This window comes from Cronbergia sp. UHCC 0137 (assembly GCF_034932285.1).
Classification (GTDB): domain Bacteria; phylum Cyanobacteriota; class Cyanobacteriia; order Cyanobacteriales; family Nostocaceae; genus Cronbergia.
Genome location: NZ_JAYGHC010000037.1, coordinates 25,949 through 37,128 on the forward strand (window position 1 = coordinate 25,949; position 11,180 = coordinate 37,128).

13 protein-coding genes are annotated in these 11,180 nt (G+C 39.1%); 10 read left to right on the forward strand and 3 right to left on the reverse strand.

Going from position 1 to position 11,180, the window contains the following annotated elements; all coding sequences use genetic code 11:
* Positions 1 to 65: 65 nt before the first annotated feature.
* Positions 66 to 1,121 (reverse strand): aromatic ring-hydroxylating dioxygenase subunit alpha, encoded by a 1,056-nt coding sequence (locus VB711_RS18265; protein ID WP_323287641.1) that lies wholly within the window; start codon positions 1,119 to 1,121, stop codon positions 66 to 68.
* A gap of 257 nt (positions 1,122 to 1,378) precedes the next feature.
* Between VB711_RS18265 and VB711_RS18270 the strand changes: the two genes are divergently transcribed.
* The 3 genes from VB711_RS18270 (at position 1,379) to VB711_RS18280 (ending at position 2,227) form a co-directional block, all read left to right on the forward strand.
* Positions 1,379 to 1,537: a hypothetical protein gene (locus VB711_RS18270; RefSeq protein ID WP_323287643.1), complete on the forward strand. Its 159-nt coding sequence runs from the start codon at positions 1,379 to 1,381 to the stop codon at positions 1,535 to 1,537.
* Positions 1,538 to 1,668: 131 nt separating this feature from the next.
* On the forward strand, positions 1,669 to 1,827 hold the full coding sequence (locus VB711_RS18275; protein WP_323287644.1) for a hypothetical protein: 159 nt from the start codon (positions 1,669 to 1,671) through the stop codon (positions 1,825 to 1,827).
* A gap of 199 nt (positions 1,828 to 2,026) precedes the next feature.
* Positions 2,027 to 2,227: a hypothetical protein gene (locus VB711_RS18280; protein WP_323287645.1), complete on the forward strand. Its 201-nt coding sequence runs from the start codon at positions 2,027 to 2,029 to the stop codon at positions 2,225 to 2,227.
* Between the two features lie 9 nt (positions 2,228 to 2,236).
* Here VB711_RS18280 and VB711_RS18285 read toward each other — a convergent pair whose 3' ends face one another.
* A complete protein-coding gene (locus VB711_RS18285) occupies positions 2,237 to 2,647 on the reverse strand; it encodes a response regulator (RefSeq protein ID WP_323287664.1) in 411 nt (136 codons plus the stop codon).
* Positions 2,648 to 2,864: 217 nt separating this feature from the next.
* Positions 2,865 to 5,492, reverse strand: coding sequence for a response regulator (locus tag VB711_RS18290; RefSeq protein ID WP_323287646.1), 2,628 nt, complete (start codon positions 5,490 to 5,492; stop codon positions 2,865 to 2,867).
* 278 nt (positions 5,493 to 5,770) lie between these two features.
* On the opposite strand from VB711_RS18290, the gene VB711_RS18295 reads away from it, so the two are divergent.
* The 7 genes from VB711_RS18295 to VB711_RS18325 all read left to right on the forward strand — a co-directional run bounded on the left by VB711_RS18295 (position 5,771) and on the right by VB711_RS18325 (position 11,171).
* Positions 5,771 to 6,301, forward strand: a complete 531-nt coding sequence (locus VB711_RS18295; RefSeq protein ID WP_323287647.1) for a universal stress protein — start codon at positions 5,771 to 5,773, stop codon at positions 6,299 to 6,301.
* 109 nt (positions 6,302 to 6,410) lie between these two features.
* Positions 6,411 to 6,902, forward strand: a complete 492-nt coding sequence (gene hoxE, locus VB711_RS18300; RefSeq protein ID WP_323287648.1) for a bidirectional hydrogenase complex protein HoxE — start codon at positions 6,411 to 6,413, stop codon at positions 6,900 to 6,902.
* Positions 6,889 to 8,472 carry an NADH-quinone oxidoreductase subunit NuoF gene (nuoF, locus tag VB711_RS18305; protein ID WP_323287649.1) on the forward strand — a complete coding sequence of 528 codons (1,584 nt, stop codon included), beginning with the start codon at positions 6,889 to 6,891 and terminating at the stop codon, positions 8,470 to 8,472. The genes hoxE and nuoF overlap by 14 nt, the downstream gene beginning before the upstream one ends.
* 103 nt (positions 8,473 to 8,575) lie before the next feature.
* Positions 8,576 to 9,292 (forward strand): bidirectional hydrogenase complex protein HoxU, encoded by a 717-nt coding sequence (gene hoxU, locus VB711_RS18310; RefSeq protein WP_323287650.1) that lies wholly within the window; start codon positions 8,576 to 8,578, stop codon positions 9,290 to 9,292.
* Between the two features lie 25 nt (positions 9,293 to 9,317).
* Positions 9,318 to 9,821 (forward strand): DUF3122 domain-containing protein, encoded by a 504-nt coding sequence (locus VB711_RS18315; RefSeq protein ID WP_323287651.1) that lies wholly within the window; start codon positions 9,318 to 9,320, stop codon positions 9,819 to 9,821.
* 11 nt (positions 9,822 to 9,832) lie between these two features.
* Positions 9,833 to 10,378: an oxidoreductase gene (locus VB711_RS18320; RefSeq protein ID WP_323287652.1), complete on the forward strand. Its 546-nt coding sequence runs from the start codon at positions 9,833 to 9,835 to the stop codon at positions 10,376 to 10,378.
* A 178-nt stretch (positions 10,379 to 10,556) separates the two neighbouring features.
* Positions 10,557 to 11,171, forward strand: a complete 615-nt coding sequence (locus VB711_RS18325; RefSeq protein WP_323287653.1) for a CP12 domain-containing protein — start codon at positions 10,557 to 10,559, stop codon at positions 11,169 to 11,171.
* The last annotated feature ends 9 nt before the right edge of the window (positions 11,172 to 11,180 follow it).

Consider the following 11,180-nt stretch of genomic DNA (forward strand, 5'->3'; position numbering starts at 1 on the left):
TAAACCCAGTTTTTAGATCAGTAAGATCCAGTCGGGCGGGGGTTTCCTGTCCTTGTTTCTATTACTCAAGCACGCCACCGTAAAATCTGACTCTTAACAGGATTAACAAATTCCCGTTTTTCTGACAAAGCCCTAGCATACTCCCGTTTTAATTGATAGTACCATTGAGCTTGCATATCAGAATCCTTAATTAATCGTAACACTGGATCATGTTTCAATCCAATTTGCTGTTTTTCCACAACCATTCGATCTTGTCCCAAAAACTGACGCACCAGTAAATACATCAAAGGTTTGAATATTTTTAACGCAGCAGGTATTCCGTAAAGGGCAAAAGTTACGTCTGTTTCAGTCTCAGAAATAGGAGTCACTGCGGTTAAATTACAGACTCGATGTTTCCCCAGGGTAATCTCTTCCACCCTAACTCCAGGTAAGCGAAAAGAAATTTCTACTTCTGGCAACCCACCACCAATCAGCCAGTACAATCTACCCATACTCTCTGATAATTGATGTCGTCGTATAGTAAAGCCATAAGGCGAAGGATCAAATTGCTTCACTTCCTCATGGAGTTCACCCGCTCTCCACCACCATACACGATGAACATAGGGAGAATGGGCAGGATCCATCAGACCAGTCACAGCATGATCGATAAAACAGGGAAACCGCATCACCTCCACTAATTCTGGTGATTGTTCACTAAAACCTGGAATTACAGGAATTTCTTTTGCTGGATCACTGGTTTGAGAGTTATCTCCATCTGCTATGTATATCCAAATATTGCCTTGGGTTTCATAGACTGGATAGGATCGAACATCAAAGCGACTCAAATCCATACTCTGTTCTGGTAATAGAGATGGAATCGCAACACAATGCCCACCAGGATCAAATCGCCAGCCGTGATAACAGCATTCTACTTCCTGTCCATCAAATCGACCACAACTTAATGGTACAGCACGATGGGGACAGATATCTTTCACTGCAAAAACCTGACCATCCAACCTCCGAGTCAGTAAAACTGGTTCTCCTAAAAAAGTACGAGCAACCATCTGGCCTGGTTTAAGAACATGGCTAGGGAGGGCATAATACCAAAGATTGCGTAGCAGAAAGTTGTTAGTGTCTATCATGATGAGAGGGAACAGGGAACGAGTTTGATTAGACCTTGTTACTGGCTTTGGAACACTTTAACCAAGGTTTTAGTGATACCAATCACATCCAGTAGCAGTATAGCTCACAAATTAAATCAATTTAACTCACAGATTTTCACTAATTTCCATCAGATTTAAAAGTGATGAAATTCACGAGTTTCTAGATAGTCTCATCACTGTTAATTTTGTCAGATTAGGTGAATATTATAAGTATCAACCCCAAAGAAACTAAAAAAATGCAATCGACTAACAACCGCTTTCCCCAAAACGCTAACGTTAATACATTTGAAGTTAACTCACAAGCCGTATTAGACCAACCTCAAATAACCCATCAGTCAATCAACATTATATGGTTGAAAGAGGTAGATGGTAGCTTGTTAGCAGAATGGATGTAATTAGCGATCGACAAATCCGTAAATAAACCTAAAATTTTGATAAAATGAAAATAAAGCCCTAATTTACGGATAAACATCATAAATCAACAAAATTTGTACCTTCTCTTTTATCCAAATAATTACCTAAGAAGATGGATGATATAACCCTTGAGCTAGAACAATTGATTGATGAAATAGAACAGCCTGATATGTTATCCAATGATTATACACTTGAGGAATTAACTCAAATATTAGAAGAATTATATTTGGCAATTTCGTCTCAGATCCCAGAATTTCCAATTTCTAACTAAAACAATAAAATTCTGATCTTTTTGATGCTGCCAATTTCAACATATTTCAGGTGAATGAACCACATTTTTATATCTCACGCAGAGACGCAGAGGCGCAGAGTGTAAGAGTTTCATTTTTTTGGTTTTCCAATTTCATACCTCAATTCAGCAACCCCAAAGTAAGAAAGGACGAGAAAAAATAAGAGTGTGGTTTAAATAGTTGAAAACTGCTGTAATTTGGTTTCATGGTAAAGATATTCAAAAAGCTATGCAGATAGTCCAGCCTAAATACATTTCTTTAGATATTTTTTTTAAGTCGGTACTTCCTCCACCTGGTATTAATACATATCCTAATCTTCCTAATTTTATCGAATTACATTCGGATATCATGCAATTAAAGACGGAAATAGAGCAACTATAAAATTATCTTCTACTTATCCAAATTCCAACCTAAAGCTGCTGCTACTTGAGCCGCTAATTCTAAGGGTTGGAAGGGTTTAGCTATTACTTTGGGTGGTTGGAAAGCTATTTCATTACTGATTCCCCGTTGAGCATAGCGGTGACGATCAGCAGCTTGAATTTTAGCAGTTAATAAAATTATTGGAATCTCCTTTGTTGCTGGATTTGCCTGTAAATGCTCAAAAGCTGTCAATCCATCCATATCTGGCATCATTACATCTAGTAAAATTGCGTCTGGTTGATGAATCTCGGACTGAACTATACCTTCTTTCCCAGAACCTGCGGTGATTACTTCCCAACCTGCTACAGTTTCTAAGCAAATCTTGACTATTTCTTGAATGTATTCCTCATTATCAATTACTAAAATTCGTTTTTTTGTCATCATTTTAATGTTGTTATAGGACTAATAACGTAAGTTGATAGTTAGATCAAATAAGGTGCGTCAGAAACTTAAAATTAGTGATTTTAGCCTAAATTATTCTGTCTGACGCACCCTACACACTACAAAATATCCGCAAAATTAATAACTAGCAACTTGAGTTAATAACTTCAAGAGGTAGGAGGAACTGAAAGGGTTCTATGGTTGAACTCTATGATTGTCAGTAGGGAGAAACTAAAATCGGCAGGGTCAACTTAAAAATGCTACCTTCAGCCAACTTACTTTCCGCCCAGATATTTCCATTATGTTGTTGTACTATACTGCGACAAATAGCCAAGCCTAAACCAGTACCCTCATGGTTGCGCGAATCGGAAGAGTCAACTTGTTGAAACCGCTCGAAAATACTTTCTAATTTATCAGGTGGTATTCCTCGTCCATGATCTTGAATACTTAACAGCATTTGATCATTTTGTTGTTCCACCTTCAGCGCAACTGTAGCACCAGCAGGAGAAAATTTAATGGCGTTACTCAACAAATTAGTCAAAGTTTGGATAATTCGATCTGGATCAGCCCATAGTTGAATAGATAAGTTATAAATAGATAAATTCACGTTAGCTTTATCGGCTAAAGGCTGCATGATATTGATTGCTGAATTAATTAAATCCTGAATATTGCAGATTTCTGGTTTCATTTTTACCTTACCAGATTCAATGCGCTCAATGTCTAAGATGTCATTGATTAACCTCACTAAACGATCAGTGCTATCAGTTGCAATTTGTAGTAATCGTTTCGCCTGTTCGGAATCTGTTGGTAGCAATCCACTGGCTAACATTCCTAAAGAACCGTGAATGGAAGTTAAGGGAGTTCTCAGTTCGTGGCTGACGACAGACACAAATTCATCTTTCATTTTTTCTACTTGTTTGCGATTAGTTATATCACGCAATATCACCGTATAAACACATTCATGACCTATATCTAATTTGGAGATAGAAGCTTCAGAAGGAAATTCTGTTCCATCTTTGCGACGGCCGAATATTTCGCGTCTTTCACCCATTTTGCGGGCTAGATTAGGAGATGTACGAAAATCAGCGACATGATGGCGATGTTGTTCAGCAAAGCGTATTGGTAATAGTAAATCTAGGGGTTTTCCCATCACTTCTTCAGCAGAGTAGCCAAAAATCTTTTCTGCACCTTGATTAAATAAAGTAATTTGCTGATTGATATTAATAGAAATAATTGCATCATCAGCAATGCTTAAAATTCCTTCAAACCGAGTTTGGGAAATTCGCAATGCTTCTTCTGTGTGTTGTTTTTCCTCTAGTTGGGACTGCAATTGTTGATTAAGGGTAATTAATTCAGCAGTGCGTTGTGCAACTTTTGATTCTAGTTCATTGAGTTGGTTATTATAGGTTTGAGCTATACGTCGTAATAGTTTTACCCGTTCTAACCGGTTAATAATTCGGGTGACTAATTCCGCGCCAATGATTGGTTTGCTGACAAAATCATCTGCACCAACGCTAAATACTTGATTGACTATTTCTGCATCGTTATGGACGGTAAGAAAGAGAATTGGTAACTCACTCCATTGGGGATTATTGCGAACTAATTTACATAGTTCAATGCCGTTGATATGGGGCATTTCTACATCTAGAATTAGCATATCTGGCTGGACATTTTCCAGGGTTTTCCAGAATTGTCGGGGATCGTTGAGGGCGATCGCTCTCAATCCCCAAGGACTAAGTAAAGTTTGTAACAATGCTAATATCTGCGGATCATCGTCTACCACTAATATCTTCGATTCTGGGTAATCAGTTGGGGGTAATTCTCCTTTATCTTGCCATTTTTCTGTTTTTTTACCTTCAATTTCTTGACGCAATAACTTCACCCAAGTTTGCAAATTACTCTTGTCGGTTGCATTTAGGGGTTGAGCAGATTTGAGTAACTTTTCAATTTTTTTTGCTAATTTGGAAGCATTCGGTAAACCAAAAGTTCCTAAAGAACCGGCTAAAGTATGGGCTTCTTGCATTGCTTTTTGCTGCAAATCGGGAGTTAACATCTGTGCAGTATTCTCCAAAATACTTACCTGTTCATTCACCCGTCCGCGAAATTTCTGCCAAATTCCCCCAATAGCTGCTAAGGTTTGCTGCTGAAATTGAGGTTTTATATCTTCCTGTTCCTGAAGTTTTAAACGATAACCAATTCCATATACAGTTTCGATTAAATCACTATTTGCTCCCACTGCTCTTAACTTCATTCGCAATCCTTTAATATGGGTGCGAACGGCTTCTTCTCCTGGTGTATCTTCACAAGACCACAGATGTTCTAAAATCATACCGCAGCTAAAAACTCGGCGACTATTTCGCATAAATAGTTCTAATAGTGCATATTCTTTGGGTGTTAAAGAAAGGGTATTTTGGATGTAGGTGACTTCACAGCTACTAGGATCTAGTTGTAAATTGCCCCATGCTAATATAGGTTGAGAAGTAATGCTGCCACGACGGAATAAGGCGCGAACACGGGCTACTAATTCTTCTTGTTCAAAGGGTTTAACTACATAATCGTCTGCACCGGCATCTAAACCAATGGCTTTTTCGTGACTACTATCGCAACCTGTTAATAATAAAATTGGGACTTGGCGATCGCTAGATCGGATTTTTCGACAAAGACTAATACCATCTAGTTTTGGTAATACCACATCTAAAAGAATTAAATCATAATCATAGGTTTCGATTAAATCCCAAGCTGCTTCACCGTCGGTAGCTACTTCAACGGCATAATTTTGATTGGTAAGAACGGCTGTGAGTGCATAAGCATTTAAGTTGTCATCTTCTACAACTAAAATTTTCATCTTAAAAGTTTGCCTGAATTAAAGTTTTTAAAATTAGGAAAGTCAAAAACGGTAAATATTATACATTCAGTTTATCATATTTGTGGATGCGATCGCTAAAACTAAATTAAATTAAATTAAATTAAGAACAGTTACAGTATATTGTGTTGTTAGAGAATCCATCCTCACAAGTTCCTCAAATTGTTTGGTTATAATTATAGATGTACAACCAAGAGCCTCAGAAGGCGATCGCGGTTAGGTCAATTTATCCAACTTTTTATATCACTGGCAGGTAATCTATGTTTAACAAAATTTTAGTCGCATTAGATCGCTCAGATATGGGACAAGAGGTATTTGAGCAAGCATTAGGTTTAGCAAAATTAACATCAGCTAAATTAATGCTATTACACGTTTTATCTCCAGAGGAAGAAGGCAGTCCCGACTCAGTAATGTTATCTAATGTTGATTACTCTGCGGGGTGGAGTGAGCAAAGTTTTAGATTATATCAACAAACTTGGCAAGAATTTAAAAATCAAGGTTTGCAAATGTTACAAGCCTTTAGCGCCCAAGGAAATACAGTAGGTGTTGATACTGAATTTACACAAAATTCTGGTAGTCCTGGGCGGATGATTTGTGAGTTAGCCAGAGGTTGGGATGCTGACTTGATTATCATGGGGCGGCGGGGTCGTTCTGGACTGACGGAACTATTACTCGGTAGTGTGAGTAACTATGTTTTACATCATGCCCCTTGTTCAGCCCATATTGTACATTTTCCTGTTAAGTCTAAAGCAACTGAAATCACCCCTGAAACTGCCAGTGTCAGCAGTTAAAGCTGATTTAGTAGAAGTTACGGAATAAACTAACCACAGAGACACAGAGAACACAGAGGAATGAGGGTTAGAGTTATATTTTGCGTAAGTCCTGTTTAGGTCAAAAATCATGGAAACTTCAATTCCACCCCCTAAACGGTTGAAGATGCTAGATGCAACTATCAAGCGTCATCAATATCAACAAGATGCACTAATTGAAATTCTTCACCGGGCTTCGGAACTGTTTGGTTATTTAGAACTGGATTTATTACTTTACATCGCCCATAGCCTGAAATTACCACCCAGTCGGGTTTATGGGGTAGCAACTTTCTATCATCTGTTTTCCCTCGCACCGAAAGGAGTTCATAATTGCGTGGTGTGTATCGGTACTGCTTGTTATGTCAAAGGCGCTCAAGTTATTTTGACTTGTTTAGAAAAATCTATCCAGATTCGCGCTGGAGAAACTACCCCAGATGGTCAAATTTCCCTAACAACGGCCAGATGTCTCGGTGCTTGCGGAATTGCGCCGGCGGTAGTATTTGATGGGACAGTTTTAGGTCATCAAAACCCGGAATTAGTCTCTGAACGCATCCAAGGATGGTTGCAAAATGGAACTAACTGAATTACTAGAAATAGCTGAAAAAGAAATTTCTCAAACTAAAACTCTACAAATTCGTTGTTGTACTGCTGCGGGTTGTTTGTCTGCTAATTCCCAAGCGGTAAAAGATCATCTTGATGCTGCTGTCAAAGCTGCGGGTTTAGAGGATATTGTACAAGTTTCCGGTGTGGGTTGTATGCGCTTGTGTTGTCAAGGAACATTGGTTCAGGTGGATAACGCAGGAAATTCAACGCTGTATGAAAAAGTGAAACCAGAGGATGCAGAAGCAATTATTAATGGAGAAAAGGAGAATTTACAAGAATGTGACCTAAATCAGCCATTTTTTACCGCGCAATTCCCTATAGTCCTAGAAAACAGTGGCAAAATTGACCCAGAACGTATTCAATCTTATATTGCTGCGGGGGGTTATCAAGCACTCTACCAAGTGTTGCGGGAGATGAAACCCAATCAGGTAGTTGAGACGATTAGCAAAAGTGGTTTGCGGGGACGGGGTGGTGCTGGTTATCCGACAGGGTTGAAATGGGCGACTGTGGCTAAGTCTCCAGGGGAAAAGAAGTTTGTGATCTGTAATGCAGATGAGGGTGATCCTGGTGCATTTATGGATCGGAGTGTGTTGGAAAGTGATCCCCATCGGGTTTTAGAAGGGATGGCGATCGCTGCCTATGCGATCGGTGCAAATCAAGGTTATATTTATATTCGGGCAGAATATGCGATCGCTATTCGTCGGCTAGAAATTGCCATTCGTCAAGCCCAACATCTCGGTCTTCTCGGTTCTCAAATCTTTGAATCTCCTTTTGATTTTAAAATAGATATCCGCATCGGTGCGGGGGCTTATGTGTGCGGTGAAGAAACTGCATTAATGGCTTCTATTGAAGGAAAACGCGGCCTCCCCCGTCCCCGTCCACCCTATCCGGCTGAGTCTGGTTTGTGGGGATATCCGACTTTAATTAACAATGTGGAAACCTTGGCTAATATACCTTCTATTATTCGCAAAGGTGCTGATTGGTTTGCGAGTATCGGGACAGCGAAAAGTAAAGGTACAAAGGTTTTTGCTTTGGCTGGAAAGGTCTGCAATACGGGTTTAATTGAAGTACCGATGGGGACATCTTTACAGCAAATCGTCGAAGAAATGGGTGGTGGTATTCCCGATGACGGTATTGCTAAAGCGGTACAAACTGGGGGTCCTTCGGGGGGATGTATTCCCGCTTCAGAATTTGCTACTCCTGTAGACTATGAATCCCTGAGTAATCTGGGTTCGATTATGGGTTCTGGCGGGATGATTGTCATGGATCAAAGCACAAATATGGTGGATGTCGCCCGCTTTTTCATGGAATTTTGCATGGATGAATCTTGCGGGAAGTGTATTCCCTGTCGGGTGGGAACTGTCCAGTTACATGATTTGTTATCTAAGTTTCGTCAAGGGGATGCAACGCCGGCTGATTTGCATTTGTTGGAGGAATTATGCGACATGGTGAAACATACCAGTTTATGCGGTTTGGGTCAATCTGCACCTAATCCTGTTTTTAGCACTTTACGTTTTTTTCGAGATGAATATTTGGCTTTGATTAGGTGATTGGTGATTGGTGATTGGTAATTGGTAATTGGTAATTGGATAATCTTGAAATCCGTGTCATCTGTGTAATCCGTTAAATCCGTGTTCCCTCTTCATTATTTTTATGGCTGTCAAAACATTAACAATTAATGGTGAATTAGTTAGCGCAGTTGAGGATCAAACTTTACTAGAAACGGCGCAAGAGGCGGGTATTCATATTCCTACTTTATGTCATTTGGAAGGTGTGGGGGATGTGGGTGCTTGTCGGCTGTGTTTGGTGGAAATTGCTGGAAGTAATAAGTTACAACCTGCTTGCGTGACTAAGGTGACTGAGGGAATGGAGGTGATCACGAATAGCGATCGCTTACAAAAATACCGTCGCACTATTGTAGAAATGCTTTTTGCTGAAGGTAATCACATTTGTTCTGTTTGTGTGGCTAATGGTAATTGTGAATTGCAAGATTTGGCGATTGAAATGGGTATGGATCATGTCCGTTTAGCTTACCAATTCCCTCACCGTTCTGTTGATAATTCCCATCATCTTTTCGGTGTTGATCACAATAGATGTGTCCTTTGTACTCGCTGTATTCGGGTATGTGATGAAATCGAAGGCGCTCATACTTGGGATATGGCTGGAAGAGGATCAAAATCTTTTGTAATTACTGATTTAAATCAGCCTTGGGGTACTTCTCAAACTTGTACTTCTTGTGGTAAATGTGTGAATGCTTGTCCTACTGGGGCGTTGTTTAATAAGGGTTCGAGTGTGGGAGAGATGAAGCGCGATCGCTCTACTATTGAGTTCTTAGTCACCGCACGGGAGAAAAAACAATGGAATTTTTAGTTAGTTTAATTGAACTTAAAAAATCATGAAAAAGATATTTTGGTGGTTGTTATTGTTGGGAACATTGACGATATTTATCTTTCTGAGTTTAGGGACACTCTCAGATGAAATGGTAATTGCTGCTGTTAATCGTTTAGAACCAACACCCGGAGAAGTAATTTATCGTTCACAAGTAAAATTAGATGATCAATCAGGAAAAGTTTGGCAGGTTGTTCTATTTAAACAAACATCTCCTACTCACAAATCAACTATCAATCTCCGTTTAGTTGGGTTTCCTGGAACTGCGGAATTGATTCACCCCCAACCTCTAAAAATTACCTCAACTACAGGAAAAGTTTGGACTGCTACTGATGTTTTTTTAGATGAAGCACCAGCACCAACTATTGGTCAATACGATTTTACAGAAATTTTATCTCAATTACCTCAAGCACCTTTAACTCTAGCAATACCGCTTCCTTTGGCAAAATCTATCAATATTTATGTTCCTGTTTCTGTAGTTAAAGAATGGCGAACATTAATTAATAGTTAAATGGAGAAATAATGACTCGTTTAAAATTAGCAACAGTCTGGTTGGGTGGGTGTTCTGGTTGTCATATGTCCTTCTTAGATTTGGACGAATGGTTGATTGATTTAGCCGCACAAGTAGATTTAGTATTTAGTCCATTTGCAGATATTAAAGAATATCCAGAAGGTGTAGATGTGGTGTTGGTGGAGGGAGCGATCGCTAATCAAGAACACCTAGATATAATTCATCTAATTAGACAACGCAGCAAAACATTAATTTCCTTCGGTGATTGTGCTGTAACTGGTAATGTTACCGCTTTACGAAATCCTCTCGGTGGTGCTGAACCTACTCTTCAATTAGCTTACATCCAACAAGCCGATCTTAATCAACAAATTCCCCACGCACCGGGAATAATTCCACCCTTATTAGATCGAGTTGTACCTGTACATTACATAGTCCCAGTTGATATTTATTTACCGGGTTGTCCACCTTCAGCCTATCGGATTCGTGCCGCACTAGAACCATTATTAAAAGGAGAAAACCCCCATCTAGAAGGACGCGACTTAATCAAATTTGGTTAAGTTAAATATTCGTATAACTTACGCAAATATCACACCAAAAATCCATTGTAGGGTGCGTCAGATATCAAAAATTCGTTTGTTTATTTACAATATTTATATAGTCTGATGCACGTTAATAATGTACCAGTTGTGTAAGGAAATCTTGTTTTTTTTATCTTCAATTATTCAGAGGTAAAATATGTTAACAGCAGCCGATATAATGACCAAAGACGTTGCCATGATTCGCAGTTCGGCAACAGTATCAGAAGCAGTAAAATTAATGCAAGCGAGGGATTGGCGAGCATTAATTGTAGATCGTCGTCATCCACAAGATGCTTATGGCATCGTCACAGAAAGCGATATTGTTTATAAAGTAATCGCCTATGCTAAAGACCCAAATCAGGTAAGAGTTTATGAAATAATGACTAAACCCTGTATTGTTGTCAATCCCGAATTAAGTTTAGAATATGTAGCTAGATTATTTGCCGATCATCATCTCCATCGTGCGCCAGTAATTAGCGGTACTCTATTAGGAATTATTTCACTCACTGATATTTTAGCTCACAGTAGTTCTCTAGAAAACCCCCGCGCAATTTTATTAGAACAAGAACTACAAGACGAAATTAAAAAAGCGCGAATTATTTGTGATAGCAAAGGCATAAATTCTCCAGAATGTGCATCTGCTTGGGATGTGGTCGAAGAAATACAAGCAGAACTTGCCCATCAAAAAGACAAGAAGCCCTTAAAAACAGCTTTTGAAGATTACTGTGATGAATATCCAGAAGCTTTAGAAGCCAGAATGTATGAACTTTAAAAAAAGTAT

What these genes read in the sequence shown, in the direction of transcription:
- VB711_RS18290 (WP_323287646.1), bottom strand. Translation starts at nt 5,492, where the DNA reads ATGAAAATTTTAGTTGTAGAAGATGACAACTTAAATGCTTATGCACTC.
- VB711_RS18265 (WP_323287641.1), bottom strand. Translation starts at nt 1,121, where the DNA reads ATGATAGACACTAACAACTTTCTGCTACGCAATCTTTGGTATTATGCC.
- nuoF (WP_323287649.1), top strand. Translation starts at nt 6,889, where the DNA reads ATGGAACTAACTGAATTACTAGAAATAGCTGAAAAAGAAATTTCTCAA.
- VB711_RS18320 (WP_323287652.1), top strand. Translation starts at nt 9,833, where the DNA reads ATGACTCGTTTAAAATTAGCAACAGTCTGGTTGGGTGGGTGTTCTGGT.
- hoxU (WP_323287650.1), top strand. Translation starts at nt 8,576, where the DNA reads ATGGCTGTCAAAACATTAACAATTAATGGTGAATTAGTTAGCGCAGTT.
- VB711_RS18295 (WP_323287647.1), top strand. Translation starts at nt 5,771, where the DNA reads ATGTTTAACAAAATTTTAGTCGCATTAGATCGCTCAGATATGGGACAA.
- VB711_RS18315 (WP_323287651.1), top strand. Translation starts at nt 9,318, where the DNA reads ATGAAAAAGATATTTTGGTGGTTGTTATTGTTGGGAACATTGACGATA.
- VB711_RS18325 (WP_323287653.1), top strand. Translation starts at nt 10,557, where the DNA reads ATGTTAACAGCAGCCGATATAATGACCAAAGACGTTGCCATGATTCGC.
- VB711_RS18285 (WP_323287664.1), bottom strand. Translation starts at nt 2,647, where the DNA reads ATGACAAAAAAACGAATTTTAGTAATTGATAATGAGGAATACATTCAA.
- VB711_RS18270 (WP_323287643.1), top strand. Translation starts at nt 1,379, where the DNA reads ATGCAATCGACTAACAACCGCTTTCCCCAAAACGCTAACGTTAATACA.
- hoxE (WP_323287648.1), top strand. Translation starts at nt 6,411, where the DNA reads ATGGAAACTTCAATTCCACCCCCTAAACGGTTGAAGATGCTAGATGCA.
- VB711_RS18275 (WP_323287644.1), top strand. Translation starts at nt 1,669, where the DNA reads ATGGATGATATAACCCTTGAGCTAGAACAATTGATTGATGAAATAGAA.